The organism is Ascidiimonas meishanensis (genome assembly GCF_037782385.1).
In the GTDB taxonomy this organism is placed as follows: domain Bacteria; phylum Bacteroidota; class Bacteroidia; order Flavobacteriales; family Flavobacteriaceae; genus Ascidiimonas; species Ascidiimonas meishanensis.
Map to the genome: position 1 here is coordinate 601,913 of NZ_JBBEXD010000003.1, position 26,607 is coordinate 628,519.

The 26,607-nt window shown below is 34.0% G+C and carries 31 protein-coding genes; 8 read left to right on the forward strand and 23 right to left on the reverse strand.

The features are described 5' to 3' along the window. Nucleotides 1-28: 28 nt before the first annotated feature. The 13 genes from WBG07_RS07525 to WBG07_RS07585 form a co-directional block, all read right to left on the reverse strand. A complete protein-coding gene (locus WBG07_RS07525) occupies nucleotides 29-4,213 on the reverse strand; it encodes a baseplate J/gp47 family protein (RefSeq protein WP_340200027.1) in 4,185 nt (1,394 codons plus the stop codon). Nucleotides 4,214-4,234: 21 nt separating this feature from the next. Then, a complete protein-coding gene (locus WBG07_RS07530; RefSeq protein ID WP_340200028.1) occupies nucleotides 4,235-4,663 on the reverse strand; it encodes a hypothetical protein in 429 nt (142 codons plus the stop codon). A gap of 31 nt (nucleotides 4,664-4,694) precedes the next feature. Then, the gene (locus WBG07_RS07535) at nucleotides 4,695-5,096 is read right to left on the reverse strand and encodes a GPW/gp25 family protein (protein ID WP_340200029.1); all 402 of its coding nucleotides are present in this window, start codon (nucleotides 5,094-5,096) and stop codon (nucleotides 4,695-4,697) included. Beyond that, entirely contained in the window at nucleotides 5,086-5,292 is a 207-nt protein-coding gene (locus WBG07_RS07540) for a hypothetical protein (RefSeq protein ID WP_340200030.1), read from the reverse strand. The genes WBG07_RS07535 and WBG07_RS07540 overlap by 11 nt, the downstream gene beginning before the upstream one ends. Before the next feature lie 9 nt (nucleotides 5,293-5,301). Beyond that, nucleotides 5,302-6,966, reverse strand: a complete 1,665-nt coding sequence (vgrG, locus tag WBG07_RS07545; protein ID WP_340200031.1) for a type VI secretion system tip protein VgrG — start codon at nucleotides 6,964-6,966, stop codon at nucleotides 5,302-5,304. Between the two features lie 3 nt (nucleotides 6,967-6,969). Continuing rightward, the gene (locus WBG07_RS07550) at nucleotides 6,970-7,665 is read right to left on the reverse strand and encodes a CIS tube protein (RefSeq protein ID WP_340200033.1); all 696 of its coding nucleotides are present in this window, start codon (nucleotides 7,663-7,665) and stop codon (nucleotides 6,970-6,972) included. Between the two features lies 1 nt (nucleotide 7,666). After that, on the reverse strand, nucleotides 7,667-7,825 hold the full coding sequence (locus WBG07_RS07555) for a DUF5908 family protein (protein WP_340200034.1): 159 nt from the start codon (nucleotides 7,823-7,825) through the stop codon (nucleotides 7,667-7,669). A gap of 1 nt (nucleotide 7,826) precedes the next feature. Next, nucleotides 7,827-8,315 (reverse strand): phage tail protein, encoded by a 489-nt coding sequence (locus tag WBG07_RS07560; protein WP_340200035.1) that lies wholly within the window; start codon nucleotides 8,313-8,315, stop codon nucleotides 7,827-7,829. Nucleotides 8,316-8,322: 7 nt separating this feature from the next. Then, complete coding sequence (locus tag WBG07_RS07565; protein WP_340200036.1) at nucleotides 8,323-8,769, reverse strand: phage tail protein; 447 nt, start codon at nucleotides 8,767-8,769, stop codon at nucleotides 8,323-8,325. A 49-nt stretch (nucleotides 8,770-8,818) separates the two neighbouring features. Further along, complete coding sequence (locus WBG07_RS07570; RefSeq protein ID WP_340200037.1) at nucleotides 8,819-9,295, reverse strand: phage tail protein; 477 nt, start codon at nucleotides 9,293-9,295, stop codon at nucleotides 8,819-8,821. A gap of 128 nt (nucleotides 9,296-9,423) precedes the next feature. Then, nucleotides 9,424-11,079 carry a phage tail sheath family protein gene (locus WBG07_RS07575; RefSeq protein ID WP_340200038.1) on the reverse strand — a complete coding sequence of 552 codons (1,656 nt, stop codon included), beginning with the start codon at nucleotides 11,077-11,079 and terminating at the stop codon, nucleotides 9,424-9,426. A 30-nt stretch (nucleotides 11,080-11,109) separates the two neighbouring features. Beyond that, nucleotides 11,110-11,886 carry a hypothetical protein gene (locus WBG07_RS07580; RefSeq protein WP_340200039.1) on the reverse strand — a complete coding sequence of 259 codons (777 nt, stop codon included), beginning with the start codon at nucleotides 11,884-11,886 and terminating at the stop codon, nucleotides 11,110-11,112. Beyond that, nucleotides 11,883-12,467, reverse strand: a complete 585-nt coding sequence (locus WBG07_RS07585; RefSeq protein ID WP_340200040.1) for a Pvc16 family protein — start codon at nucleotides 12,465-12,467, stop codon at nucleotides 11,883-11,885. Before WBG07_RS07585 ends, WBG07_RS07580 begins: the two co-directional genes overlap by 4 nt. A 477-nt stretch (nucleotides 12,468-12,944) precedes the next feature. On the opposite strand from WBG07_RS07585, the gene WBG07_RS07590 reads away from it, so the two are divergent. After that, the gene (locus WBG07_RS07590; protein ID WP_340200041.1) at nucleotides 12,945-13,202 is read left to right on the forward strand and encodes a type II toxin-antitoxin system ParD family antitoxin; all 258 of its coding nucleotides are present in this window, start codon (nucleotides 12,945-12,947) and stop codon (nucleotides 13,200-13,202) included. Beyond that, on the forward strand, nucleotides 13,189-13,479 hold the full coding sequence (locus tag WBG07_RS07595; RefSeq protein WP_340200042.1) for a type II toxin-antitoxin system RelE/ParE family toxin: 291 nt from the start codon (nucleotides 13,189-13,191) through the stop codon (nucleotides 13,477-13,479). Before WBG07_RS07590 ends, WBG07_RS07595 begins: the two co-directional genes overlap by 14 nt. 407 nt (nucleotides 13,480-13,886) lie before the next feature. Here WBG07_RS07595 and WBG07_RS07600 read toward each other — a convergent pair whose 3' ends face one another. Then, nucleotides 13,887-14,081 (reverse strand): hypothetical protein, encoded by a 195-nt coding sequence (locus WBG07_RS07600; protein ID WP_340200043.1) that lies wholly within the window; start codon nucleotides 14,079-14,081, stop codon nucleotides 13,887-13,889. A 140-nt stretch (nucleotides 14,082-14,221) separates the two neighbouring features. On the opposite strand from WBG07_RS07600, the gene WBG07_RS07605 reads away from it, so the two are divergent. The 5 genes from WBG07_RS07605 to WBG07_RS07625 all read left to right on the forward strand — a co-directional run bounded on the left by WBG07_RS07605 (nucleotide 14,222) and on the right by WBG07_RS07625 (nucleotide 17,998). Next, the gene (locus WBG07_RS07605) at nucleotides 14,222-14,443 is read left to right on the forward strand and encodes a helix-turn-helix domain-containing protein (RefSeq protein WP_340200044.1); all 222 of its coding nucleotides are present in this window, start codon (nucleotides 14,222-14,224) and stop codon (nucleotides 14,441-14,443) included. Beyond that, complete coding sequence (locus WBG07_RS07610) at nucleotides 14,443-15,189, forward strand: BglII/BstYI family type II restriction endonuclease (RefSeq protein WP_340200045.1); 747 nt, start codon at nucleotides 14,443-14,445, stop codon at nucleotides 15,187-15,189. The genes WBG07_RS07605 and WBG07_RS07610 overlap by 1 nt, the downstream gene beginning before the upstream one ends. A gap of 11 nt (nucleotides 15,190-15,200) precedes the next feature. Then, nucleotides 15,201-15,950: a BglII/BstYI family type II restriction endonuclease gene (locus tag WBG07_RS07615; RefSeq protein WP_340200047.1), complete on the forward strand. Its 750-nt coding sequence runs from the start codon at nucleotides 15,201-15,203 to the stop codon at nucleotides 15,948-15,950. A 73-nt stretch (nucleotides 15,951-16,023) separates the two neighbouring features. Then, nucleotides 16,024-16,371 (forward strand): helix-turn-helix domain-containing protein, encoded by a 348-nt coding sequence (locus WBG07_RS07620; protein WP_340200048.1) that lies wholly within the window; start codon nucleotides 16,024-16,026, stop codon nucleotides 16,369-16,371. Continuing rightward, nucleotides 16,358-17,998: a DNA cytosine methyltransferase gene (locus WBG07_RS07625; protein ID WP_340200050.1), complete on the forward strand. Its 1,641-nt coding sequence runs from the start codon at nucleotides 16,358-16,360 to the stop codon at nucleotides 17,996-17,998. The genes WBG07_RS07620 and WBG07_RS07625 overlap by 14 nt, the downstream gene beginning before the upstream one ends. A gap of 524 nt (nucleotides 17,999-18,522) precedes the next feature. Here WBG07_RS07625 and WBG07_RS07630 read toward each other — a convergent pair. The 9 genes from WBG07_RS07630 to WBG07_RS07670 form a co-directional block, all read right to left on the reverse strand. Further along, on the reverse strand, nucleotides 18,523-19,422 hold the full coding sequence (locus WBG07_RS07630) for a DUF5777 family beta-barrel protein (RefSeq protein ID WP_340200052.1): 900 nt from the start codon (nucleotides 19,420-19,422) through the stop codon (nucleotides 18,523-18,525). Beyond that, entirely contained in the window at nucleotides 19,412-19,957 is a 546-nt protein-coding gene (locus WBG07_RS07635; RefSeq protein WP_340200054.1) for a YceI family protein, read from the reverse strand. The genes WBG07_RS07630 and WBG07_RS07635 overlap by 11 nt, the downstream gene beginning before the upstream one ends. After that, nucleotides 19,957-20,382, reverse strand: coding sequence for an OB-fold protein (locus WBG07_RS07640; RefSeq protein WP_340200056.1), 426 nt, complete (start codon nucleotides 20,380-20,382; stop codon nucleotides 19,957-19,959). The genes WBG07_RS07635 and WBG07_RS07640 overlap by 1 nt, the downstream gene beginning before the upstream one ends. Nucleotides 20,383-20,506: 124 nt before the next feature. Then, on the reverse strand, nucleotides 20,507-22,021 hold the full coding sequence (locus WBG07_RS07645) for a hypothetical protein (protein WP_340200058.1): 1,515 nt from the start codon (nucleotides 22,019-22,021) through the stop codon (nucleotides 20,507-20,509). Nucleotides 22,022-22,165: 144 nt separating this feature from the next. Then, on the reverse strand, nucleotides 22,166-22,420 hold the full coding sequence (locus WBG07_RS07650) for a hypothetical protein (protein ID WP_340200060.1): 255 nt from the start codon (nucleotides 22,418-22,420) through the stop codon (nucleotides 22,166-22,168). A gap of 17 nt (nucleotides 22,421-22,437) precedes the next feature. Then, on the reverse strand, nucleotides 22,438-23,283 hold the full coding sequence (locus WBG07_RS07655; protein WP_340200062.1) for a DUF5777 family beta-barrel protein: 846 nt from the start codon (nucleotides 23,281-23,283) through the stop codon (nucleotides 22,438-22,440). A gap of 6 nt (nucleotides 23,284-23,289) precedes the next feature. Continuing rightward, nucleotides 23,290-23,685 carry an OB-fold protein gene (locus WBG07_RS07660; protein WP_340200064.1) on the reverse strand — a complete coding sequence of 132 codons (396 nt, stop codon included), beginning with the start codon at nucleotides 23,683-23,685 and terminating at the stop codon, nucleotides 23,290-23,292. After that, nucleotides 23,682-24,239 carry a YceI family protein gene (locus tag WBG07_RS07665; RefSeq protein WP_340200066.1) on the reverse strand — a complete coding sequence of 186 codons (558 nt, stop codon included), beginning with the start codon at nucleotides 24,237-24,239 and terminating at the stop codon, nucleotides 23,682-23,684. The genes WBG07_RS07660 and WBG07_RS07665 overlap by 4 nt, the downstream gene beginning before the upstream one ends. Nucleotides 24,240-24,302: 63 nt before the next feature. Then, on the reverse strand, nucleotides 24,303-24,680 hold the full coding sequence (locus WBG07_RS07670; RefSeq protein ID WP_340200067.1) for a hypothetical protein: 378 nt from the start codon (nucleotides 24,678-24,680) through the stop codon (nucleotides 24,303-24,305). 350 nt (nucleotides 24,681-25,030) lie between these two features. On the opposite strand from WBG07_RS07670, the gene WBG07_RS07675 reads away from it, so the two are divergent. After that, complete coding sequence (locus WBG07_RS07675; protein ID WP_340200068.1) at nucleotides 25,031-26,140, forward strand: LytR/AlgR family response regulator transcription factor; 1,110 nt, start codon at nucleotides 25,031-25,033, stop codon at nucleotides 26,138-26,140. Nucleotides 26,141-26,607: the final 467 nt, after the last annotated feature.

A 26,607-nucleotide genomic window follows, 5' to 3' on the forward strand; every position in this document is an offset into this window, starting at 1 on the left:
TTTTTTTACTTTCGTTTTTCTACATTTTTTATAATTCGCTTAAGGATTGTGTTAAGTCTTTTGCCACTTCAAAATCCAGTTGAATCTGCATGTAATTGATACCTTCGAAGCTATTTTCATCATAGCCGTTCTCATCAACAATATCAATGAAATGTGTTGCTCCTGAGACCATTACTGTATCTGGGCGAGATGGCACTACAATGGATTTACCATTATTAATGCTTCTAACATCTGTAAAGGTTTTTCCATCTTCACTTTGAAATAATTTTAAATTGGCTACATAATCTATATACGGTCTTTCTGCAATAAAGTTTATAAGTACACTGGCATGAAGATTACCACCTATCCTAATATCGCTATCTTGATTATATGCCCATGGAGATAAAAATTGTTTGATTTCATCAATCAATTTTTCTTTGTAAAAATGGGTATCGTATTCTGGATTAAATTGTACAGTGCATCTTGTTAAGATCTGTAAATATGACGGATTATGTACTGCTATTTCTGCAGATGCCGGAGAATGGTTATCTAGAAATTTTCTAATTTGAAAAAGTGTATCTGAGGCTACTTTTGGTGCAAATGGATTAAAAGGCAAATTTTTTCTAATATCTGGTACAACAACAATAGCTACTTTTCCTAACTGATCTGTTGAAGCAAGGCATTTTACCTTATATACCTGAGGGAATTTGTCCAGTACCATATGCTCATAGTCCCATGTAGTAATTGCTCTGTTTTTATGTCTGAGACGTTCACTTAGGCGTTTGTAAAATATAGCCCCCTGTTCTGCTGGTTTCCCTTTACTAGAGGTATAGGGTTGGGTTATGTTTTTTATTTCTGGGATAGGCGCCAAGGTTTCTGAAATAGTGTTGGGAGCCAAGGGATTTTTAAAATGAGAAGGACTTACCACCTCGCTAGCAAGCGTTGCACTAATGACTTGAGCGCTTATCGCTATGGTGTCTGATATTCCCGTTATATTAGCAGAAGCACTTACTTTAAGCCAATGTAACGCATCTGATAATAGCGTGCCACCAGTTGTTGCATCTCCAGGAATCCTGATCTGCATAATCCCCGTATTTACCAAACCATTGGTGGTATCAGATAAAATAGCTGCTGTTGCTAGGGGTATCCATTCATTGTTTCTCAGGTAGCACCATTGAATGGCTGGTTTTTCTACATCAGGATTTGCACTTCCTTCTGCCATTTGAAACAAAACAGAAAGCACCTGAGGTGTTGTGAGCTCAGCAATTCCCAAATAAAGAGTTCCCTCATCTTTATATACGGGTAATAAACTAGGTACTTCCCCCGATTTTAACTTCTCAAATCCAAACGGATGGAGATGGTACAATGTATGGTGGTTATTTGAATCTGTTGCTTCTGGCAAAATTAACGTCTGTGCGGTATAACCTAGTTGTATACGCTTTGCCTTGGGTTGATAAGGTGTATTTATTTTGAGTTTTTTTATAGCCTCATGTTCAGAAATTGCCTGCTGTACAAAAAGGGTATTGTAAAGGGAATGTTGAAAATCTAGCGGATCAAGCTCTAGCTTAAAATAGCGATCCCAGTCTGTGACATCATCTTTTCCTTCAGCGCTGATCTCAGGCATTTCTAGGTATTGATAATTACTCATTTGTAATAGCTCAGAAATCTTCTTATTAGATGTTTCTCCATCAGGTGAAAATAATTTTAAAGGTGAAATATGTTTTTCGGCATTGTTTTCACAGAGATATAGCTGGGCTACAAAATCATCATTCGTTTTAATTGTATAGGCATTTTCATCAAGGGTTGCATTATCTGCATCTACCAACCAATAATTTTTATAATACTCCTTGAAATTTTCTGGATGCTTTATCCATTTTAGATCAAGATTCAAAGTAGACAACTTCTTTTGGGAAATTTCCTCATTGGCGATATATAAATTGTTCCCTATTTCGGGTTCAAATCCAAACGGTTCAAAGGGTTTCTTAGCATCAATGGTATTTTGGTCATTTTGCAGAACAATATTTTTTAAACCATCAACCTCTACGTTTAAGAGCACTTTATGCAGTGCTAACTGCATTAGCTTTTGATAGCTACTTTGGTAATTTTTTCTGCCTTGTAAGCCTTTTAAATGATGACGCAATAGAAATACCAATGTGGGTTGCTTACTCTTTATAAAGCCATCAAGATTTGTATTACTAGCTGGTGTCATCACTGGCAGATCCTTCTCTAGGAGATCAATAACTACTTTAAGCGTATTTGGGGATACTTGACTAGCTGGGAATTTTTGAATCGTGTTTCCTATTTTACTGATACTGCCTATGCTATCTACGTCTAATTCATTTGCAGATCTAACCTTGGTAATTTGGTACAGGTGTCCATCATCTTTGCTACCATCATTATCTGGAAAGAAGAGGTATTTACCCAGATCTAATTCATCAAAGTCTTTTTGTTTTTTTGTAATGATCACCCGTGAGTTATCATTCTCTAAAGAAACGTTGTTAGCACCGTATTCGCTTTCAGGTTGCCCAGAAATATAGTTCCCAAACTTAAGGGACGTTTGCGCTGGTTGAAACCATTCCTCTTCACTGCTTAGGTACACATCAAATGTTTCTTCTCTATTGTTAAAAATAGATTCGAATGCATCAGACTCACTAATCGCTAGTCCAAAATCTAGCAAAGCAGTAATGGTTCTTTTACCTTCCTTAAGCAGTAAAGTAGGCGAACTGATGGCAAACCCCAGCTTTGCAGGGGGTAATTGCTGATGTATGTGGGGTTGTTTATTACCAAAGGTTCTGAAACGATTGCTTTCATCTTCATCTCCATATTGACTAAAAGCAGTGGTCTTTGCATCCTTATTAGCATAGACATCTAACGTTTTTTCTAAAATAGGTGCAGGAATGGATATACCACGTATTTGACGATTTATGAGTTCTAATAATCTATATACTTTATTCCAGTCTTCTTCTTTCGCCCTTGGATGAGTACTGGTTCGTATTATATGGATAAAATCCAGTTCTTTTAATTTAAGCTCTTCTTTGATATATTCTGAAGCTTCGTTACTGACATTTACATTAGAACTCTTAAAGTCTTCAAAAACATCGGTAAGTGAAGCTTGATTGCCTTTATACAAAGGCAGATCATCTCCAGGATTGGGATTTCCATATACCTGTTTCAATACCGTGTCAAAACCTTTTTTAGTATGGAGTTCTTTTAGTTGTAGCTGTCTTTTATGCTTGGTTTTATTTTTGTATCCTGAGTCCAAAATAGTATATACTTCTTCCCAATCTGTAGGGATGCCATCTTTTTCCTCTTGGTTTTTTTGAAGGATACGTTCGAATTCTTGAACCGAAAGAAATAAATGTGTTGTTACATAAGATAGTGCATTGGGATTGCGGCCTTTTATCAGTGGTTCTAGTTCAAAAATAGTAGCTACTCCCTCAGGTAAATCAGGGAGTGGATCTCCTGGGTTTGGATGCCCAAGCGCCATTTCCATCATTTTGATAACTCCGCGGTGAGGCGTATTCCTGTTATTAAGATGTACATCTTTAATAGTAAGCCGCTGTTTGTCTATAAAGACATTTTTTAATTGTGCTATTTTAGCCTTACTAACAACGGTATCTTTATCTGTTTTATAATGCAATTTATTGCCTTCTTCATCTACTCCTGCTAACAAAACGGTGTCTTTTTTTATTTCTAAACCATCTATGTTTTCTATGAGTTCAAATAAAATATTTACTACATCTGGAACTGCATTTTTGGGCGTAAGTCCCAATCGTTCTCTAAAGTAGAAGTCAAGATGTTTTTGTGTCAATCCATTAATTTGAGATTTGACATGATTGAGCAATTTTAAAAAGGTTAGAAAAAGAACCACATGTGGTTGTGATAATCTATGTTGTTTTTTCTCGTCATTTAAAAACCGATCTGGGTCTTCTACATAAGCTGCCAACTGATTTGCCCATTGTTCGCGCAGAATCTTCTGTTCAATGGGTTGTTTGGAAATGTAATCTACACCGTTTTCAACTAAAAATGAATCCCAATAGATGCCAGATTTGGACTTGTTAGTTTCATCAAAAAAGCGAAGTTCTTTTGCCAAGGCCTGTGCATCGGTAATTAGCTCCTTGATACTACGACCTTCTACCTGAATGTAGTCTGGATGTAGGGCTTCTACATCCCTATCTTGTTGACTGGTACCATCTCTAAAAAAGAGATGATGAGATTTTAGATTCTTGATCATTTTTTATGCAACTGATTTTGATTAGGTAGCTTTTATTTTAGAATTGCTAGGTATTAATTTTCCGGTACCTATGTGCATAGGCAAAGGGTCTGGTAAATTTGCAGGAGGTGGCTGTTTGGCTGGGGATTTAACTTCAAAAAGCGCTATGAATAATTTTCCTTTTAGGATAAGACTTTTGTTCCCGCTTTTGCTTTTTTGTGTTAACTGATTGGGCGCCAAATTATTTATTTTTAAGGTGCCAGAACCGGGTATTGTAAATGGCGGGATTATATAGGAACAATTGGCTATTTCTACTTTCTTTTCATCTCCTTCTACACAAACTTTTTTGCCATTGATGGTTGTCTCTCCAGACCCCTTTATAATTGTTGTGGGCATAGGAGGTAACAAGGTAATAGCACCTATGGTAGAAAATTGAACTGTATCACCATCCATAATTACAAGATCTGTCATGATTATTTGTTTTTTAGAGGAGTACGCCCCGTTAAATGGATGCTTCGTTTATATAAAATGGATATACCAAATTAGAGCGGGTATTGGTCATATGTACCGTATAGTCAATAGAAATGGTGATTAAACCATTTTCGGAATCTGAATTTTCAAGGGTAATAGCATCTACTAATATCCTTGGTTCATGATTTAGTATTGCATCTGATACGGTGTTGCGTATATCGTTGATCACTCCTTGACTTGTTTCCTCAAATAAAAACCTGTTGAGGTCACAACCAAATCCTGATTGCATAATGCGTTCTTGCAGTGTTGTTGATAAAAGAATTTGAAGACTCTGTTTAATATCATCAACTCCCTCTTTCATCTCTATTTCTGCTCCTTGAGCATAAAACTCTGGAGGAAAAGACCAGCCTCTGCCTAAAAATTTATTTTCCATCTTTTTTTGATCTTGTGTTTTCTAATTCTCTTTGATTTTCGATAGGATTTTCTGAGGCACTTGTTTTTAGCTGAGAAGCTCCTTGCTGTTGAATTTTTTGAACTAGATCTACTACTTTTATATAGGGTTGTTGACCTAAACCAGCTAGTATTGTATTGGTCTCATCTAGTGTCAATTCTAATTTTATAGTTTCCATGTTCTTTTTCTATATTAAATCTACTTTACTTCCTTTGATGCTAACATTTCCTTTTGCTTCAATATTCAAATTACCTTCACTTGTAATTTGACAGTCTTTGGCACTTATAATCATAACTCCATCTTTACTGAGTTCTACCTGATTGCCATTGGTATCAGATAGGTTTATAATTTTCTGCTTTTCATCAATACTAATCTGATTTTTCTCTGATGTAGACAGCGTAATTACTTCTTTGTCCTCATCAAAGAGTAATTGGTATTTTGATTTTGTAAAAATTCCTTTTTGACTATTTTTTTCATCGAAAGGGATGGGTGCTTTATTCACTGCGCTATGCATAGACCCTAGAATAATTGCTTGTCTGGGATCGTCATTCAAGAAACCAACAATTACCTCATCTCCTTTTTCTGGTTTAAAAAATATTCCGCTCTCAGCACCAGAACCTATACTAGCTAGGCGTGCCCATACAGTATCTTGATCTGCACCTAAAGCTGGAATCGTCACACGAACCTGAAATGGATGGTTGGGATCTTTTTTATGTGCCATAACAATCCCTATTTGTAATCCATTAATACCGGGAAGTAAGCCAGCAGCTTTGGTGTCTGTTACATTTGGTCTTGCAGAAAACCAACTAGAATCCATGCCAATTTGTAAATGGGTAATCCAACCTTTTGGAGTCACTTCGTGTCTAACTCCAGATATAATATTCTTTCCTGTAAAGGTCTTGCCTAGCCCCTCTATTAAAATAGTTTCTCCTACCTTGACCTTTGGAGTTCCTGGGATTTTGAACCAACCTCTAAAAAATGACAATCTGGATTTAACAATTTGTGAATCAGACCAAGCCTTAAGTTCTTCAGGGCTCATTGCCGCAGCATGAATTAATGTTATTTCTTCTGTTCCTGCTGCCGCTGCGATTTTAGAAATCTTATAATCTCCTTGCGCTAATTTATATTCATCTCCTTCAACTGGTTTTGTAAGTCTTTGTTTGTTGCTATCCCAAGCCACGGAGGTAACGGTAGGGTATTGGTTAGTGGCGTTTACTTTTAGGTCAAAATCATAAATTTCGTCGTTCCCTAACTCTAACTTAAATAAGGAATCTTTTTTTACCGTCTCTTTAAGTATGGGTTTAACAACAGAGATTACACCATCATTCGCACTCACCAATTGTCCATTAGCTTCTGCTCTTGACACCATAAAATCCCAATCTGTGGCAGCGTATTGAATCATCTGAGGGTGGGTTACTTTGGTAGCTGCCATTGTTCCCTCTAAACCATTTTGTTGTATTTGTGCTATTATAATATCACTATCTTTTTCATTTGTATATACCGCATTTTTACGAACATTGGTCATTCTAATAGCCTCATCACTCATGAGAATGGTTAGTGTGGTACCAAATTTGTTTAACTCCAAGGATTGATCCATAACCATTCCAATAAATATGGTGTCTTCATTTTCAGGTTCACCCTCATATTTCAAAGCGATTTCTATTTTTTTACCTGGTTCAAAAAAACCCTCATCCAGTATTTTGAATTCTTTTTTAGAAACATCTCCATCAATTAATCTCAACTCGGCTACTGGAATTTTATTAAATTCTTTGCTCACATCAATGGACAGAAGTTCATAATCACTTTCCATTTCTTTCCCCTCACTTTTAATAGTTGCTGTAACTACTGCCATGGTTTACTTTTCTATGGGGGGGAAATAAATTTCCTGCCCCGGTTTTAGGTTTCTAAAATCATTTAGGTGATTCGCTTTTGCTACGAATACGTAATATTGAGCAGCGCCATAAATTTTTTCGCACATTAAAGGCAATTGGTCATGCGCGCCTGCTACTCTATAGTGAGTGAGGTCTGGAGAACTTTTTCTTTCCTTTTTGAGTCGTTCTGATTTTTCCAGATCTCCAAAAAACTGCGTGTCTAATTCTGCACGTAATGGAATACCACTACTATTGAATAAAGAATAGTTTATACTTACAGAACCCAAACGGCACTTAAATAGGAGGTCTCCCCATTTTAATGTTAAATACCTAGGCTCATGAATTTTGCCGTCCATATCACTGGTGATTTCCAAAAAACGCTGCACCTGTTTGTATACATCATCATGCCCTCTACCAATAATATTGGTCAATCCAAAAGTGCTTACTCCGCTGCCATCCAAAATAATCTTAAGATTCAATTTTTCTGGTTTGCTCATCGCGTATCTGGCCGTTCGCCCACTGGTATTTATACCTTGTTTAGTATCGTATACATTTTGATAGGAGAGGGAATACGACTCTGGGTTAAACATGGCCACAAACTTTTCTCCTTTACCAGTTCTCTCTGCTTTTTCATAACTTACGATGGTAAGTTTTTCAAACTTTAAAAAATTAAATGCCATCTTACCTACGGTTTTTCTTATCTAAAATTTTTAATACTTGATGGACACATTCTTCCACTAAATTCTCTTTTTCAAACGTGGAACCTTCAGAAGATTTACCAGATGCCTCTTCGTCTGTCAATACAGCTCTAATTACGATTTCTTTAATCTCTACGGCCATTTTATATCCTTATTATTTGAAACCGAGTATAGGCGAGTTCCATGGTGTCTATTGCTACCGAATTTGACTGAGCATCTAGATCAGACATGGACCATTTTACAGGGTACGCTTTAAAAAAAAGCCATGCGCCTATAGGGTTGCCAGCCTCATTAAACTTGGTAACCAACACATTTGACGGATAGAATTTGAATCTAGAAAATGCCAGATTAAACTCAATGTTTAGAGGAGAAGGGATAAGGCTAGCGATATAGCCCCGCTCTAAAACCAAATTGCTATAGCTAACCCTGCTTGGTAGGCGATGCGCATGTAGGTTTTGTCCTCCTTCATTGATGGTTTCTAATTGCACTTCGGTACTAATTCCACTCACGCGTTGGAATCTAATATCTATAGGGTTGGGTATCAATCCTCCCGCGAAGAAAAAGACCCCAAACCTATGTGATAATTGGGGGGTTGCATCTGCAAAATTTATATTTTCTAAAAACTCTGACATCTAAAAATCATTCGTTATGTGTAATCCTTAAATCATGGGCAATCAAATCCAAACTCTCTACAGCAATATCATTGGTGTTAGCGCTAAATGATGGAGCATCCATTTTGAAGGGCAGTGCTCGGGATACATCCCAACTCACTGCCGCTGTACCAGTTTCATCACATAGCTCTATCCTGATGTCTTTCTTCTTACCGGCCTTTATCCATTCATAGAAATATTTTCTTTTTTTGACAAGACCTCGTTTTAGGGTAATATTGATAGGTTTACGCTGCCCCCTAATTAGGTGGTCACCTGTTATCCAACTGAATCCGTGCCTGTACAATACGTGCTCATGATCAATTTCCAGACCTGAAACATCTGAAAAAGACATGGTTTCATTTCCATCAATAATTACCCTGTAGTTGTACACCGGGAGCGGATAATTTTCAATAATATTTTGTTTATCTAGTGCCATAAAAGATTATTTTATAGGTAATGAATTATCGGGATAAGCAGAACCGGAATTATGCTGTTTCCTCCATAGTCACTCTAAGAGCCATAAGGTCCATAGATTCTATAGCTACCTCGTTAGAGTTGGCATCAAAGGATGGAGCCGATAGTTTTGTTGGAAATGCATCAATTACTTTCCAGTTTACAACGGTGTTTCCTGTCTCATCTAAAAGATGAACCACAATATCTTTTTTATCTACACGGTTCAGCTGGATATCATTGATCCAATTATAAAAAACCGGAATACTTTTTCCTTTTACAAATCCCTTTTTTAGAGTGATATTCACCGGTTGTATCTGTCCTGGCATATACATGATATTAGGCCCCACTTTACCGCCAGAAGTGAAACTTTCTTTGTAGGTAATAGATTCAAATGAAAGTTCAAGACCTGATACTTCTGAGAAACTGAATGATACGCCATCAATATCTATTCTATAATTATAAATGGGTAATGGATAATCTGTTTTGATTTGTTCTTTTGTTAAAGCCATCTTTTTATGTATTAATATTTTACAATTGAATTATTTAAATTAGGTTGCCCTTTTACACCTGAGGGAGTGCATTAGAAAATCTATTCTTGTTTAAATGAAAATGACGAAATTCTAATGCATCCACCAGATTATACTTCCTGTAGTTTATGAGAGAATTTCAGAATAATAAACTCTGCTGGACGCGTAGCGGCAATACCAATCTCTATAATCATTCGTCCTTCTAGAACATCTTGTTGTGTCATGGTTTTACCCAATCCTACATTTACAAAATAGGCCTGCTCTTCTGTAGTACCTACTAAACCGCCTTGTTGCCAAACGTTATACAAAAAGCTTTCTATCATTGCTTTTACTTTTAACCAAGTTGACGGATCATTGGGTTCAAAAACAGCAAAATAAGATGCTTTTTTAGTAGATTCTTCAATCATGTTGAATAATCTGCGTACCGAAATATACCTCCATTCATTGCTGTTTCCTTCAAGCGTACGTGCTCCCCATACCAAGGTGCCCTTTCCAACAAAACTACGGATGGCATTTATAGATTTTCCTGAAGTAGCATCTACATTGAGTCTTTCTTGGTCATTAGAGGTAATTTTCACCACGGGGGCTATGATTGCATTTAAGCTTATGTTGGCTGGAGCTTTCCACACACCTCTTTCTCGGTCTGTAGTAGCATAGGCTCCGGCAATAGCTGCACTGGGAGGTAAAATCATTTTTTCTTTTGCCAACTGATTGACGATTTTGTTGTACAAGGCAGACTGCCCTCCTTTATAGGACTCTAAACTTTCTGATTCTCCGTTTTTAATTAATTCTTGACCTGCGGTACCTGCGGTCTGATTAACGATACTGCTGTCATCCAATACTACCATATCAAAGCCCTTTTTATCAGTAAAAGCTTCCCAAGCTTCAACAATACTGCTAACAGCTAAACCAGCATCAGGTACATTTTTTATACTCAACAGATTGCTCCCTGATACGGAAAATTCAAGGGTTGTTCCACTTCCTCCGTTTATTCTAAACTTTGGGGTTTCAGAATCACTACCAGAATAGGTGATTTTAATTCCTTGATACTCAACTTCAAATCCGCTATCTTCTGTAGATGTTAACTGTTTCACTGTTACATCTGCGTCCTCATAATTATAGGTAAGCGAGGTTTGTAGATACGGAGTATAAGCCGCTCCATATTTCAAGTTGTTGTTACCAATTCCATCTCTAAAATTAGTTCCACCAAGGTCGTCTTTCTTGATATCAAAAATGCAAAACCTGTCTTTTAGTTCGTTACACTGCATCAAGGCTTGTGTGCAAATTTCATGATAATCATCTGCGGGTAATTTTGTAGCTTCTCCTAGCATTATCAGGGTGGGCTCATCTTCTTTACTTAATGCTTCAAGACCTTTTAGGAATGCATCCTTCGCTTTTGCTTCAGAATAATCTACATAGGAACCGATAGAAATAACATAACAATCGCCTCCTCCATTTTTGAAATAGAGGTCTAATGCATGGTATAGGGTGCTTTGAGGGGGTGTTACTTTTACTCCTGTAATAGCGTCTTTGTTTTCTACCTCTACTACAAAAGAAGCTGATTGCGCTTTTCCGAATATTTCCTTGTACTCTAGTAAAGTAGAAATTCTTACAGGTCTTAAAGACGCATCGTCTTCTTCTTTATTTTTTGGAGCTTTTTCGGTATACCCAATAAAAGCGGGAACCGCGGTAGATACACCTGCTACGGATGGCGGTAAAAGAGGGATTTCCTCTGTATACACATCTGGTGTTAAATAATTAGACATATTAGATAGTTTTTAATGTTTAAACTTTATTTAATTGATTTTAATAATTTGAATACCCTTATTCCTTATGTCAGGATTGGACAGATGTTTAATAATGATATGGTCATTTTTGAGCAATTGAATATTTTTTAAAATTTTATTGCTATAGTTAATTGCTATAGTTGACTCAAAAACAAATACTTGTTTCTTAGGAAAATTTAGCATCAATGAATTTGCTATTTTATCAGATGCCTCCTCTTGATTTTTTAACTCAGTAAAGGTGAGCTGTTCACTACGATCTTTGATTTCTAGTTTTGTAGTTTCTGTATTTGATAGAATGTAATATTTCCATTTTACCAATTTTGGTTTGAATACTACCTGATAGAGCGGAGGCTGCTTATCAAGGTCAAAATTCACCTTATGGAGCCCTATTTTTATTTTTGCAATAGCGGCATACCCATTCAAAATTTGATCTCCGGTGATTTCAGACACTGTCAATTTCTCACTATCATTTTCAAGTTGCTCATTGGTGAAAAGTAAAATGTTACCAGAATCAGCCATAGATGTATCTGTAACTTCACCAAAACTGCCAGTGGTAGGAAATACATCAAAACTAAGTGCATCGCCTAATTTTAAAACTGGTAATCTATCTCCTTCTGAATCTACTGGCACCAAGATTTTTAGTCCTTTTGCCGTATTCTTCACCACAAATTGTTGTTTCCTTAAGAACTTTAAGGTGGATGCCTCTGGGATAACCACCAGCTCCATCTGGTTATCAGAAAAATAGGGATGATTAATTGCTATTTGAAAGAATTCTTTGTAATTCATTTGTTGGCCTTTTCAATAGTATTAAGACTAATTTCAGAAGTACTTTCCCCAATAAATTCAACACTAAGATCATCTATAAAAGATAACAGGCGTATTCTATACAAAACAGACGGTAAGTAGGATGTGTTTAAAGAATGCCATACTTGATTTTGCTCTTCCAGAGGAAGCGAGATCAATTCAACCGTTAATTTCTCTATGTTTTCTTCAGAAAGTTGAGGTGCGTTTAAAGGGGTTAAAGCCCGGTTTACCTGAAAAAATTTAATTACATGAGAAAGAAACTTAAGCGCTTGATTGTAATCACTAAACTTTGATACAAATAGCACCTGTAATTCAATTCTAATTTCGGGATTAATCTGAGTTCTAATGCCGTTCTGAATGATGCCTGCATACTGATCAGCATTTCTAAACTTTCTATCTTCTGAAATATTAATCAGAAAAGGGGTAACCTTATCATTCGTAAAAGATACCGGATCATTATTATTCGTATTAATAAACTCAACAACATTTAATTCTGTGGTTCCTAGATTTTTAAGATATTCATTGAGTTTATCTTTTAAAACATTTAATACTACATTAATCATTATATCTACGCTATTAACTTTTGAAAGTTCAAAGGTAGCGGGCAATGTTATCTCAAGGCTAGAACGGGTTCGCCAAATCTGTAAAGATTTCCGACAATAGTGGTGTGCAAAATCGACATGCTATCACATTTCCGACATTAGGACGTTTATTGTGAGAATTGTGATGCTATTTGCTAAGAAGACAAAGGCAAGAAAGAGCTACGGTAGCAGTCCTTGAAAAATGCAGCCTTATTTAAATTGTGCATTAATTAAGAATCAATCTTTTTTTCAAAATCGGTTGGTTTTATCATAGAAATCACGTTACTATAATTATAAAATGCTAAACTAATAGCGTAGTCCAATGGATAGGAGATGAGCAAAATATGTGTGGAATGGTAACATTCACGTTAGGACATGAAATAAACTGCTATAGTTTTGTTATATCCAATCTAACATATTAAATTGCGTAGATAGTATGATTATCTAAACATTAAAAATATGGCTACAATTAGAAAAACAATAACATTTACTGAAAAACAAGATAAATGGATAAAATCACGAATTACGATTGGAGAATATACTAATGATAGTGAATACCTTCGTGACTTAGTAAGGCGTGACCAGGCAAAAAATGAAAAATTTTCAGCTCTTAAGATAGCTATAACGGAAGGTATGGAAAGTGGTATTAGTGATAAATCTGTTCCAGATATTATGAAAGAAGTTGAAAAACGTATGAAAGCAGATGGGCGTTTATAAAGTGTTTGTAAAGGCTGAAAGTGATCTTATTAACATGTATGAATATGGAATTGAAACATTTGGATTAAAACAAGCACAAGCATATTTATTTGGAATACACGATATCTTTCAAGTTCTATCAGATAATATCAACCTTGGATGTGATGCCTCTGAATTTATTTTGTCTTTAAAAAGGTTTTCTTATAAATCACATACTATTTTTTATTTGGCTACAGATATTGATATTTTGATTGTACGTGTGTTAAATCAAAGTATGGATTATGAAAATAATTTATAGCTACAGATTTTTATTTACATGATGACCATAAAACTCATAGGTTGTAATGTTACAAAGACATTTTAGATAACGTTTGATTATCATTCTTTTTTGAATAGTAATGCCTTGCGTGGCGCCTGTCCTGAGCTTTTTAGCGTAGGGTAACTTTGCTTTATTCACAGAGATTTCTATTTTGTTTATTTGAGTTCATGAATCTCGCCGTCTCGATTTGGTTAAAAGCAGGGCAGAGCGTTAAAAAATAGTCCTGTGGACTATTTTAGCGAATGAGCCAGCTGGCGCTTTGGCTTATTACAGTTTATTGAAAAAAATTATTCTAAGATGTTAATGGAACACTCTTTGCCCGAAGCTAGCCTGTCCTGAACGTAGACGAAGGGATAGGAGCGTAGTGGAATGTGTGTGGAATGGTTTTATTTCTTACCTGTTGAATAATTAACTCTCTTTTTAAAATCAATAATCTCATCTTTCAATTTCTTATTAGCACTTTCAATTAGCTCATTTTGAAGCTTCGTAACTCTAAGTAAATCGTGAATTGCATTCAAATTGTCAAGTTGAGTATATACTACTCGTTCTAAATCTGCTTTTGTATATCTTGAATTACCCATAAATTATATGTTTTTAAGATTAAATGTTTCGTTTTTCGGAACAAATAAATACTTATTCGGACAATTTTCAAAATACAAGTTTAGATTTTCGGATAAAAAATACTGAATAAGTAAATTTATTTTCTTAAAAACGGATAATAATGACTGAATTAGGATTATATCTTGCTAAAAAATCTGTAAATCGTTCTGATGTTTCTAGAAAAACTGGAATTAGTAAAACTAGGTTGAGTGAATTGTCTAATAATAAAAGAACAAAACTTAGGGCGAGTGAGTTATACCTGATAGCACTGGCTATTGATGTAGAACCTTGTGAAGTTCTTAATGTGGTTTGTGAAAATTTAGAACTTAAAAAAATTGATTAATGCAGGATAATTACTACCACAACACAGAAGTACTTAATGTAAATGGATATGAGATTTATTATACAAGGTTTTCAGATTCTATTATAAAAGACCATTTCTCTGAAGCTGTAGATGACTTACAAAATATATTAGAAGCTTTTGAAATTAAAGAAGAACAAATAATAGCAGGAGGTGGTGGCTTAAGTTCCATTACACAAAGTTTAAGAGATAAACTTTATGAAAGAGGTTGGGGAAAAATTAATATAACAAGTGAACATAAAGTTAGAGATAAAGTTCTTACTTCCGAAAGTCACGAAATAGATCATTATAAGGAATTCGATAAAGGAAATATTGGTTTAGAGATTGAATGGAATAATAAAGACCCTTTTTTTGATCGCGATCTGGAAAACTTTAGGAAATTACATCAATTAGGAGAACTTACTCTTGGAATAATAATAACAAGGGGAGCAACATTACAAGAAGAACTTTTGAATGTTTTCCATAGATTTTTAATTAAAATATACCCTTTTGATATAGATGGATTACTAGAGTATATTAGTCTATCACGGAAAGATCAAGCTATAATCAAGAAGTTATTAGAACTACCCCAAAAAGAGGCTTTAGAAAAAATTGCTAAGAAGATTTATACTTCTAAATATGGAAGTACAACTACACATATGGGTAAATTATTATTAAGAATAAATAGAGGAGTAGGAAATCCGTGTCCTTTTTTATTAATAGGCATAGGAAAAGAAAGTTTGATTTAACAAATTACTGAATGAAAATAAAACTTCTAAATTGGAGTAATGCATTGGAAATATTAGAGCATAAAAGCTCTATGAAATTATTAGATTTTGTTAAAGAAACTGTAAAAGATGCACCTCATTTTTTATTTAAAGGTAAATCCGAATCCAATTCTGCCAGTAATAAAATAGATACTTGTCAAGAACACTTAAACTGCTATTTCGATTATAAATTATATGAAAATGGATGGGATATTCAACCATTTATAGGTATTGGCGAAAATAATGATGATAAAGAGCCAATAAAGTTAAAAGCTGATTTTAGAAAAACTATTAACAATCGTTTTTTCCAAATAGAGGTTCAATGTGGTAATAATTCAAGATTTTATGCAGATTTAGTTAAATTTCAAATGGCGTGGTTACAAAAGTTGACAGATGTTGCTATTCTAATAGTTCCAATGAATAATTATGCACTTAGAATAGGGGAAAATATTTGCAATTATGAAAGGTTAGAGAGAGAATTACCTTATTTGAGAAATGTTTTACAGTTACCTATTTTAGTTATTGGCTTTGAGCCAGATAAGACTAATACCGAATATGATCTTAAAAAAATGGGATATTCTATTTTGTCTGATAAGAATAAAAAGGACAAGGATAAATATGCTTATATAAAGAAAAAGATCAACAGAGATAGAAATATTCAAGCAATATTTACAGGTATTCCCTTAAAAAATATTAATGATAATACCCCCGTAGATAAATCAATAATCCCTAAGAGAAAATAATCAACCGAGTTTATTTGATAAAAACAGACTTGATTTTTTTTGTCAAGTTTATATTTATCAATATGTTTGTATTATGAAAACACTTGGCGAACTCATTAAGGAATTAAGAGAACGTGAAAATCTTACTCAAAGAAAACTTGCTTATGAGTTAGATATTGATGTAGCTGTTCTTAGCAGAATTGAGAATGAAAATAAATTTCCAAAAAAAAGAATTGACGAAATAATTTCTACTCTTTCTCAATTATTCGACATTTCAAAAGAAGAATTAAAGAAAATTTATTTAAGTGATGAAATTACTTCAATTCTAGCTTATGAGGAAAATTATGAGAACATATTGAAAGTCTGTGAAGAAAAAATAAGTTATACAAGAAATAAGAATTTAATCCAAACTGAAATAAAATTTAACGATGGCAGCAATTGATTTATATAGTGGAATAGGAGGTTGGACACTTGGTTTTAAAATGGCAGGGATAGAAGTTGCTTCATCTTATGAGTGGTGGAAAGATGCCAATAATACACATAATAAAAACTTTGGATCGACACATAATGAAAGGGATATTAGAAAATTGAGATTGGAAGATTTACCAAATCCAGACAGTATTGAATTTGTCATTGGCAGCCCTCCTTGTACTCAATTTTCATATGCGAATAGAGGAGGAAATGGCGATATAGCAGATGGGTTAATTGATATTCATAAATTCCTTGAAGTGGTTGAATATTTAAATCCTAGATATTGGGCAATGGAGAATGTACCTAGAGTAGCAAATATTTTGAAAAGGGAAATTCAAGAAGATGGTTCTTTATATAGGTTTACTCATCTTTTTGCTAACGATGGAATCAGAGTTTATGATTCTTCTGATTTTGGAGTTCCCCAAAAAAGAAAAAGGATGATTGCAGGTAATCTACCTTTTGATTTACTAGAATCTTATAAAAATTTCACTCCAATTTTAACTATGGGTGATATTTTAGAGGCATTAAATGGAGACACAATTACTGATCCAATATATGGAACTGTTCTAAATAGAGAGGAATTAACTGATCACATCAAAGAAATCCCTTTAAGTGCTGAAGAAGCTAGAATTAATGGCGATGCCAAATCATATCATACAGTTTACAATAAAATGAGCTTTCCTGATAGATGGGAAAAGCCTTCAAGAACAATTACTGCTTTATGTACCAGAGTGTCTAGAGAAAGTATTATTATAGAAGATGAAGAAGGTGATTTAAGAAGGTTAACTGTAAGGGAAAGAGGTTGTTTACAATCATTCCCTATAAATTATCAATATTATAGTAACAGTTATGGAGGAAAATTAAAAATGATTGGAAATGCAGTTCCTCCGGTTTTGACCTTTTATATAGCTCAAAGTATGTTAGAAACTGATGTTGAAAATTTAATTTTACCTAACCAAGCTAATAATCCAATTGTTATTCCAGACGAACTACCAATAATTCATACTCCCGATAATCGTGGAGCAAAATACTCTTGGAGTAGATCATTTTGGTTAGCTATACCTGGACTTAGGTTTGGTAGTGGTGTTAGATTTGAATTAAGAAATTATCACGATAAAAGAGATAAAAGTTCATCTTGGAGAATGAATTTTTTCTATGGTAATTCAAAGAATATTAAAAAGAAAGAGTTAGGCTTATCTTTATTTGAACGTGGCTCAACCATTATTAATGAATTAAATGATAACTCTTTAAATACTTTAATTCAAGAATTTATTATGTTTTGCAAAGCTATAGACATCATCGGACTTCAACAGAATTGGACAAATAAGGATCGAGAAAGAAATAATCCAATTGATTTAATTGATAGAATAGGGGAGTTTTCAAGTAGTTTTAAGAATATTTTAGAAAAAGAGAATATTAGTCAAACAACTTTGCTGAATTTTATTGAAGGTGAATTAAAAAATGAAGAAGGAAAGATTGATAATAAGAAATTATCAGATGAGCCTATCAAAGTTTTTATAGGTTTAATCCTTGGAAGTTGTTTTAATGCAATAATGGAAGGTAAAAGAGTTCAATTAGAATTTCCATTAGCTGTTTAATATTATGTAAAATAGACTCTGTGTTTTTACACGGATGAAGCGATGGCAAAACGGTCTCATAAAACTTTGGCTAAAACACGAGATATAACGATTGCTCCAGTGGAGGAATTATTATAGCTGCGAGATGATGTGGCTGGAAAATGAGCGTGTATATTTTAGAAGTTTATAAACATTCTTGTCATCGTGCCAACTCACTCAAAATTGAAAAGATTAAGAATCTTTTCAATTTATGCCGTCTAGAATATAACGATTGAGCTATACATTGTTTCCAAAGTTTTGTGTAGTCTTGTCCATAGAATACGTGAGTTAATTATAGATACATAATGTTTTAAAAAACGCTGCGAAGCAAACCGCTTAATAGTTTAATGAACCAAGTTCCAATTATTATAATGAAAACGAATGCTTCTGGTAGATCTAAATTTACATACCAAATTTTACCCTTAGAAAAAGCCAAAATGTTGTACCTAAGAAATTAAAAAAAGCCTCAAGTTACCTTGAAGCTTTCTTAGTAGCGGGAACTGCAATTAATTCTTTAGTTTATTATTAAAATGAATGACATAGGTTACATTAAAACCAAAATTAAGATTAGGGTTCTTAAAATTAAAATTATTTGGTGTTTGAGTAATAAAAGTATCTTCAACCATATTTCTGGCATTAGTAAGCATAAATTGTAATAAAATATCTCCAAGTTCCCAATTTACTCCTAGTGCAAAAGGATCATATGTTTCAATTGATTGAATAGGATTTAAGGTATGATAGTATTCTGATACTATGGAGAGATGAGGGCCTATTTTATAACGAGCACCAAAACCCATTGCAAAAAAGTTCGCATCATCTTCATCTGAAAAACGGAGCCCTTTATGTATAAATGTTGGGGATATTTGAAATGAAAAATCTGAGCTGATTTTTCTTGAAATCAATACTTGAGATGTAAAAGAAAATCGGTTTGCAAAATTATCTCTATTAATAGAACTAGTTATTCCAGAACTATTATAACTAGATCCTTGAAATAGCGTTATGCTAAAAGGTGTCGCTTTGGCTCCTTTTCTTTGTGTAATTAATTTATACTTAAGAAACCCATCAAAAAGGCCATCAAATGTTGTCGCCCCAATACCAAAAGACAGCTTATCAGACACACCGTATTCTAGGGCAAACCTAGAACTCATTTTGTCTGCTACAAAACTTTGAGAACGCGGTGTTGGCAGGTTCCAAAACCTATTCGTAATAAATATTTCTAATATTTGTTTGCTTCTTACCTCTGTTGAATGTCCTAATGCTATTCTGGTCATTTTAAAACTAGGTGTAATATATCCTAAAGTATCTTTCTGTTCATTTTCCAGAATCCCTAAAAGATTTTGTGACTTACAAAGGTTAATGTACCCTATCAAAAATATACAGATGAGTATTATATTTTTAATCTTCATATGACTGATATTCGAATTTAAAATTTACCTCAATGCGCTTTGCAATATTTCCTGCCAGTAATGGTGGGATATTTATGTTATAGTCACTAACCAAGGTTTCAAAAGTGCCTGATAGCCTATATTTATCATTAATTTTTTCAATTTTCGTTTTTATTTCAAGTTCTTTTGAAACACCATGCATGGTAAAAATACCTTTTACAATTCTTGTTTGTGTGCCCTCAATACTTGAATCAAATTCTACTATTCTCCCTTCAAAAGTTGCTTTAGGATATACATCAGATTCTATATAACTTTCATTGAAATGTTCTTTCATTAACGCTTTTTCAAAAACAAAGGTATTCATGAGAATGCTAATAGCAATATCACCTTTTTCAAGATCTATGATACTAAGAACCTGATTGTTCTGAGCTTTAATATTCTCTACTGATGTATAGGAGAAAAACGAAACCTGTCCCTGTCTGGTAATGATTTTATCTCCCTTATCAATAATAAAAATATTGCTAATAAATAATAGCGCTAAAAGAAATTTATTCATTAGTTAATATGATTAGAGATGACGCAATGTAAAATAATGACATCCTTTAAGGAGCCCTTTAAAATTCCTTTTATTGTAGTTGTATCACCTAATTTTAGACTATGAATAAGCGAATCTTGACCTTTTTGCATATCACATATTAGTAAGGTCTTGCTTTGTTCTTCACCCCTTAGAATAATAGTATTCCGGTTATTTAATGTATTGATATCTGAAATAACTCCTCTTACAACCACCACCTTATCTCTATAATTAGAAGTATTTAAGTGGAGTGTTTCAATAAGCTCATCCACTTCAAAATTCTTTGAGGGTTGTGCTTCAATTACGAGTTTACCAGAATTATCTGCGCAACTATTTAGTAATAGTAAAAGCACAAGCGCAATTATCAGTAACCCTATCCTAATAGTTTGTTCTCGTATTTTTAACATGTTTGGCATGGTTAACAAAGTTAATTACTCTTTTCTTTTGTTTGATGATTTACACAAAAAATAATCCCCAAGATGTTTGACCTTCTTAGGGAATTATCAACTAGAATTAAAACTCCCCCAAGTTTTAGTCAATTATTGTTATAGTACCCGTCATTGAGTTATGAAACTCGCAATTATAAAATAATGTATTTGGAGCATTTTCAGGCACGGTAAATGTTATCGTACCTTCAGATATTCCATTGTTAGTGACACCGTTATCAAAAGCATTTGTTGTTCCTGTACCTTGTACCGATTTAATAATAAAAGGATGGCCTGGTGTAGACACACTAAAGGTATAGGTTTGCCCCCTCCTAAAAGTGAAATTTGTATTGGCAACATCGCTAAATCCGTTGCCACTAAATGTATAAGATGTTGCTCCATTATTGCTTACTTGAAAAGCGCTAGTAGCATCTTGATCAACAATTCTTATTCTACCATTCATTGAAGCATGGAATTCGCAATTGTAAAATAAAATATTTGGTGCATCACTTGGTACTGTAAAAATAATGGTTCCATCTGCTGTTCCGTTATTGGTAATACCGTCATTAAATGTATTATCTGTACCTGTACTATTCACTGATTTTATAAGGAATGGATGGCCTGGGCTATTAATAATAAACTCATACGTGTTACCTCTAGTTAATTCTAATTCCGGGTTTTGCACATCGGTAAACCCAAATACATAGGCAGATGCTCCCACATTACCAACCTCAAATACTTGATCTGTGCTATTTGTAGGTTCAGGGGCTAATTCTGTATCAAGATTTAAAATGGGCCAAATACCCGCCTGTGGGAAGCCTACTCCAAAATTATCACCTCTACTGTCATCACCTCCAAAATTATATAGTGGCCAGCCTTTATAGGTAAGTTGTGGTGCTCCAAAGACATCTATTTCACCAAATTCATCAATGTTTAGTGCACTTGGTACGTTTTGTATGTTTGTATGAAATATAGGCCATACGCTATTATTAGAAAAATCATCTGCCGTAAAATTGTTTCCACCATTTTCATCATTTGAAAAATGGTAAAGCGTATTTCCACGATCATCAGTAATATAGAAGGTGTCTTCATCACCTAGTTCAAAAGCACTATTTAAGTTGGTCTCATTACCATCAACATCTCTACCTATTAATTGAGAACGCACCAACATTACTGAATAATCTGGCTTACCAACAAACCAAACACCACTATTGCCATCACCATTAATTTGCCCTGATTGTGTGTCATTTGCAAACGTATACAGTGGCCAACCTTTGTAAGTAGTCTGGCTTAGACCATCGCCTCGGGTAATAGTACCAAAATCTGAGGTACTCAAACCATCATCTAAGGTTAAATTATCAGTAAAAAAAGCAGGCCAAGCATCAGCACAATTAGCAAGACAATTAGCATCGCCCTTTGCATCGGGAGCAAAAAAATAAAGTGTAAATCCTTCCGCATTAGTAAGTACATTTCCAAAGGTAGCATCAGAACGCAGTCTTACAGAATTTTGGGTGTCAGGCTGAGTATCTGGATTGCTAGATCCGTCATCGTCACTACTACAGCCCATTATAAATAGACCAAGTGTTAAAAAAAAGAAAATCTTTGTTGTTAATTTTTTCATTATTATTTGTTTTAAATAGTTTATGGTACAAATGACGAATTACTTAACGCCATCTACCGTATAAATCTTGCTGAAGCCGAAAATTTAGCTTTAAAAGGGATTGTTTTTTATCAAAATATTGCAGACTATTAGTTATAACACCTTTTAGCATCTACAAGCAGATTTTAAAAACTGTGGGATGTTGATACGTTCGCCTTTTTCAGGGTATCCAATCTCAGATAATACATTTAAAGCAATAGAAAGTTTATTTGCTTTAATGAAATTGAAGGTGATGAGCGACTCTTTTGGGTATAATTGCACATTTTTAATATCTTCAATCACCTGTAGTTTCTTTTTAATACTTATGGAACAATTATCGCAAAAGCGTTGTCCTACTTCTATTCTCGCTGTTGATGTCATAGTTTTTTATTTTAAGATTAAAATACTCTGGACAAATTAAATCCAAAGAAAATATCACCTTTCCCCCAATCGCCTGTTCCTTGCCCTAAAAATCCATTGGTATTCATAGGCTGCGCATTCGTAAAGTGAAGCTGAAATACGTGGCCTCCGGTCTCTAAATCAAATCCTATTGATAGTGGATTCTTAAATGGTGACGTAGCTGCTCTGTTTAAGTGCAATCCGTAATCAAAATTAATGGACCAGCGTTTCGTTAGTTTTTGTCTCCCACCAAAACCAATTACATATTGAGAATTATCTTGTGCATCAATATCTACATAGTTATCATGAAAAAATGTAGGCATTAATTGCAATGAAAAATTTTGATTGAACTTTTTTGAAATTAATAATTGGGTAGTATATCCCAATCTGTTTTTAAATTCTAAGCCTGGTAATATGGCTTTATCCAAAGAGGTGTTAATTAATAGATTACTGGAGCTTACAACGGTAAATGGAGCTCCCCCCTTTTTTTCACGAACTAGCCTTATTTTTAAGGAGGATTCATAAATTTTTCTAAATGAGCTCCTTGAGATACCAATATTGATAGCATCAGTAAGACCGTAAATAAGGTTTAGTCTAGTCACAGCTTGATCCAGACCAAAGAAATCTTTAAGCCCAGTTTCTAAAGATCCGAATCTATGTGATACCACAAAATAAAGCTCTTTCTTGGATACCATTTTTGTGGATTCAAAATTCACTATTTTCAGTCCTTTAAACGCGGCACCTTTATAGTCTTCTTGAGGTTCAGTATCTATTTCAGACAATAAATCGTCTTGTGAAAATATGAGTGTAGGTATAAATAAAAGTAGTATGTATAAATATTTCATTTGTGGTTATTTTAGTATGGTTGCTTGATCAATTTTCACCATTTCGAGAAGCTCATCATAGCCTACACAACGTCCTTTTATTGTTAGGGTCTCTCCTTTTTGTAATTTTATATTTTCGGGAGCGCTAAAACCTACCTGTATGCGGTAGTTTAAGACAATATCTGTGTCTTCAACGGAGGTTATTTTACCTTTTAACTCAATTACCTTGTCTAAATAATTAGTGGTAGCTAAGGTTTCATTCTCTTTAAAATGTATGTAAAATGTTTCTGCAGATAGGTTAACTGCAGTTTTTTCGTTAGCGATGTCTCGGTGCTTAGCGTTAAAGACATAATTATATCCTAAACCACCAACCGTTATAGTGATAAGAAACAGCACCGAAATTATTATTTTCTTTTTCATCATTTTTGAATGAGTTTAAAATCTAAGGACACTATGATATCTTTTGCAATTTTGTTTCTTACGATTTTTGGAATTTCAATGTCAAAATCAGCAGGAGCTACCTTGAATGCCCCTTGCATGATTATTGAATTGCCAGATTTTTTAATAGCAAGTGTCGTACGGATTTCCTTTTCTTTTCCTCGTATTTGTATTTTTCCATCAATAGTCGTACTCGTACTATTTTCAGATACATCCAAAATATTAAAACCTAATAATCTCCCTTTGAAAGTTGCTTTTGGATAGCTTTCTGATTCAATATAATTTTCATTAAAATGCTCTTCCATTAGAGAGTTTTTGAACCTAAAACTTTTCATAAGTGCCAAAGATGCCACCTCGTTTGTTTCTGCATTAAATAGTACCGTAACAGATTCGTTGGTAGCCTTTACGGGTTCAAAAGTTTTTTCAGAAGCTTCAAAAGTTATCTTGCCTTTTTTGTCTATATACTTTTGCGCTTGTATAGACGTATTTATAGCGCAAATAGCTATCATCAACAGTACTATTGGTTTGATTGTTTTCATAGATGTTGTTTTAATTAATTAAATTTTCGTTTTAGTAGTAACAAGAAGAGTATCGTTTGTATCTTAATTTTCTGGTTTTCCGTTAGCTATCCATTGTTCAATTAAGTCTATTGTGGTTTGCGGCAATCTGCCAGAAGGTGGCATAGCACTTGGTGTTCCACTTTGTCTGCTCATAGCATTTAAGATACCATTAGCTCTTTGACTTACCTTACTAAAATCATCTAAGGCAAAAGGTGCCCCATTCACTGGCGGATTGGCGTGGCAACTAACACAACTGCTTTGCATTATCGGGCGAATGTCATTGGTATAATTCACTAAGACATTGGGATTGTCATCATCTGATTCTTCAGTGATTTCAGTTAAGTCGTTTTCGCTATCATAGCTACAGTTGTACATACATAAGGTTAATAGAATTAAAATAATGAGCTTAGTTGTTTTCATTTTGATGATTTTTATGAATAATGAGGGCTTATTGACTTTTGAAAAAAAATTGTAGTAGTCTGCCAAAGGTTGTGCTATCAGTTCAAATGCTTGTATGTTTCCAGCATGCTACTCTGCAATACTACGTTCTAATGGCACCCTGTGAAAAAGAAACTTCCTCAAGACGAAAAAATGGGTTTGAAAATGAAAAAAACTGCTTGAATGATCTAACGATTTTCTTTAAATAGGAATGATATCCTATTTAAAGATTAAAATCTGTACTCATCTTTTTTGTAAAAAACATGATAGTACGTTTTGTAATAGCTTTAGCTTTCAAATTTTATATATTGCAAATAATTTTTATAAAAAGCATGCGTAAAGACAAACTTTATCTCCTAACCTTTTTATCACTCTCGCTATTTTTCTTAATGATATCGAGTGTTGCTATTAGGTATTTTGTAAATGCGGCAGTTGATAAAGTACTTGAAACTCAATTAGAATTTAGCAAACGGGAAGCAAAACAAGTAGCTATGTTAATTGGACATCAACTGGAGAACGGAATTTCTAAAGAGAATACTATTTTGGGTATACAGGAAAGTATTGAAAACTCTAATTTAGAAGCTGGTTTTGTGAGTGTTTTTGATTGGTCTGGTGTAATTATATGTCATCCTGATGTAAAACTGATAGGGCAAAAAATAAGCCCTGGAGCATCTTTTGTATCCTCTGTTTCTGATGATTTAACATCTGAGGATTTGTATGATCTGCTTCAAAAAACTGAAGCTATTGAAACACCGCCTGATTCTGGTAACGCTAACGCAAAGTCTGAAGTAGTAAACCTCTATCCCATTAAAAATTCAGATTGGATTGTAGCAGCTCATGCTAATACCTATAAAGTATCACAACAAATTAAAGCCATTAGGAATAATTTTCAGAATATTTTATTAGTCATGGGACTATTGTTTATTCTGTTTTCAGTGCTCATAATGAGATTAATTGGGAGTAAGTATGAACAGAAACTTGAAATAAAAAATGAACAGCTTTCTGATGAGCTAATTAACCTGTCTAAGTTAAATAGAGCCGTAGACACCTATCAACAAAAAGTGATTGATAGCCCTATAAACGATGATGATACCGATAACGCTGCAAAAAAGAGAATTCTAACCTACGTGAGAAATGAACTCTTAACGATACCTACACAAGACATTGCTTTTATTTATACCGATACTGGAATCACCTATGTGATGTGCCATGATGGCAAACGCTCTGTCTCAAACTCAAGTTTAGATGAGTTATTTACGAATTTAGATGACACTTATTTTTTTAGAGCAAACAGACAATTTATTATTACCATATCTGCAATCGATAAAATTGTACGATATGGTAATAGTCAACTAAAAATATTAATTAATCCAAAGTCGGAAGTTGATATTATAATTAGCAAAAATAAAGCTGCTGAATTTAAAAAATGGCTAAATCTCTAAGATGATAGATATTTTTGAGTATAGAAGGAGGTCAGAATAGTTTAAATAAATTAAATTTCAGCACGAAGTTGGGTGCATTTTCTAAGGTTTTCAGTTTGCATAAACGATGGTCTTAAAACCGAAACCACATGTAAGTACAAGGGTTTTCTTTGTAGCGGGAACTGCCCCGTATTCTATAGATAAAACAAATTTAATTTGATTTTTATGAGCCCGACGATCAATTATTTTTCATGCAGAAAACCAGGAAGTATTGGTAATAAAAAAGCCTCAAATTTCTCTGAAGCTTTCTAGTAGCGGGAACTGGACTCCCTTCGATTACACTCAGGATAAACTTCTCGTCCAGTTCATTTTTCTGTAAAATAAAAAAAGTCAAAACAATAATGCTTTGACTTTTCCTTAGTAGCGGGAACTGCCCCGACGCATCGGGGGAACCAGTGACCTTATTAAATCAAAAAAGCCTCAGATTT

Bases quoted from the DNA above. Each gene is read 5' to 3' on its own strand.
- WBG07_RS07525 (WP_340200027.1), bottom strand. From the start codon at position 4,213: ATGATCAAGAATCTAAAATCTCATCATCTCTTTTTTAGAGATGGTACC.
- WBG07_RS07530 (WP_340200028.1), bottom strand. From the start codon at position 4,663: ATGACAGATCTTGTAATTATGGATGGTGATACAGTTCAATTTTCTACC.
- WBG07_RS07535 (WP_340200029.1), bottom strand. From the start codon at position 5,096: ATGGAAAATAAATTTTTAGGCAGAGGCTGGTCTTTTCCTCCAGAGTTT.
- WBG07_RS07540 (WP_340200030.1), bottom strand. From the start codon at position 5,292: ATGGAAACTATAAAATTAGAATTGACACTAGATGAGACCAATACAATA.
- vgrG (WP_340200031.1), bottom strand. From the start codon at position 6,966: ATGGCAGTAGTTACAGCAACTATTAAAAGTGAGGGGAAAGAAATGGAA.
- WBG07_RS07550 (WP_340200033.1), bottom strand. From the start codon at position 7,665: ATGGCATTTAATTTTTTAAAGTTTGAAAAACTTACCATCGTAAGTTAT.
- WBG07_RS07555 (WP_340200034.1), bottom strand. From the start codon at position 7,825: ATGGCCGTAGAGATTAAAGAAATCGTAATTAGAGCTGTATTGACAGAC.
- WBG07_RS07560 (WP_340200035.1), bottom strand. From the start codon at position 8,315: ATGTCAGAGTTTTTAGAAAATATAAATTTTGCAGATGCAACCCCCCAA.
- WBG07_RS07565 (WP_340200036.1), bottom strand. From the start codon at position 8,769: ATGGCACTAGATAAACAAAATATTATTGAAAATTATCCGCTCCCGGTG.
- WBG07_RS07570 (WP_340200037.1), bottom strand. From the start codon at position 9,295: ATGGCTTTAACAAAAGAACAAATCAAAACAGATTATCCATTACCCATT.
- WBG07_RS07575 (WP_340200038.1), bottom strand. From the start codon at position 11,079: ATGTCTAATTATTTAACACCAGATGTGTATACAGAGGAAATCCCTCTT.
- WBG07_RS07580 (WP_340200039.1), bottom strand. From the start codon at position 11,886: ATGAATTACAAAGAATTCTTTCAAATAGCAATTAATCATCCCTATTTT.
- WBG07_RS07585 (WP_340200040.1), bottom strand. From the start codon at position 12,467: ATGATTAATGTAGTATTAAATGTTTTAAAAGATAAACTCAATGAATAT.
- WBG07_RS07590 (WP_340200041.1), top strand. From the start codon at position 12,945: ATGGCTACAATTAGAAAAACAATAACATTTACTGAAAAACAAGATAAA.
- WBG07_RS07595 (WP_340200042.1), top strand. From the start codon at position 13,189: ATGGGCGTTTATAAAGTGTTTGTAAAGGCTGAAAGTGATCTTATTAAC.
- WBG07_RS07600 (WP_340200043.1), bottom strand. From the start codon at position 14,081: ATGGGTAATTCAAGATATACAAAAGCAGATTTAGAACGAGTAGTATAT.
- WBG07_RS07605 (WP_340200044.1), top strand. From the start codon at position 14,222: ATGACTGAATTAGGATTATATCTTGCTAAAAAATCTGTAAATCGTTCT.
- WBG07_RS07610 (WP_340200045.1), top strand. From the start codon at position 14,443: ATGCAGGATAATTACTACCACAACACAGAAGTACTTAATGTAAATGGA.
- WBG07_RS07615 (WP_340200047.1), top strand. From the start codon at position 15,201: ATGAAAATAAAACTTCTAAATTGGAGTAATGCATTGGAAATATTAGAG.
- WBG07_RS07620 (WP_340200048.1), top strand. From the start codon at position 16,024: ATGAAAACACTTGGCGAACTCATTAAGGAATTAAGAGAACGTGAAAAT.
- WBG07_RS07625 (WP_340200050.1), top strand. From the start codon at position 16,358: ATGGCAGCAATTGATTTATATAGTGGAATAGGAGGTTGGACACTTGGT.
- WBG07_RS07630 (WP_340200052.1), bottom strand. From the start codon at position 19,422: ATGAAGATTAAAAATATAATACTCATCTGTATATTTTTGATAGGGTAC.
- WBG07_RS07635 (WP_340200054.1), bottom strand. From the start codon at position 19,957: ATGAATAAATTTCTTTTAGCGCTATTATTTATTAGCAATATTTTTATT.
- WBG07_RS07640 (WP_340200056.1), bottom strand. From the start codon at position 20,382: ATGTTAAAAATACGAGAACAAACTATTAGGATAGGGTTACTGATAATT.
- WBG07_RS07645 (WP_340200058.1), bottom strand. From the start codon at position 22,021: ATGAAAAAATTAACAACAAAGATTTTCTTTTTTTTAACACTTGGTCTA.
- WBG07_RS07650 (WP_340200060.1), bottom strand. From the start codon at position 22,420: ATGACATCAACAGCGAGAATAGAAGTAGGACAACGCTTTTGCGATAAT.
- WBG07_RS07655 (WP_340200062.1), bottom strand. From the start codon at position 23,283: ATGAAATATTTATACATACTACTTTTATTTATACCTACACTCATATTT.
- WBG07_RS07660 (WP_340200064.1), bottom strand. From the start codon at position 23,685: ATGATGAAAAAGAAAATAATAATTTCGGTGCTGTTTCTTATCACTATA.
- WBG07_RS07665 (WP_340200066.1), bottom strand. From the start codon at position 24,239: ATGAAAACAATCAAACCAATAGTACTGTTGATGATAGCTATTTGCGCT.
- WBG07_RS07670 (WP_340200067.1), bottom strand. From the start codon at position 24,680: ATGAAAACAACTAAGCTCATTATTTTAATTCTATTAACCTTATGTATG.
- WBG07_RS07675 (WP_340200068.1), top strand. From the start codon at position 25,031: ATGCGTAAAGACAAACTTTATCTCCTAACCTTTTTATCACTCTCGCTA.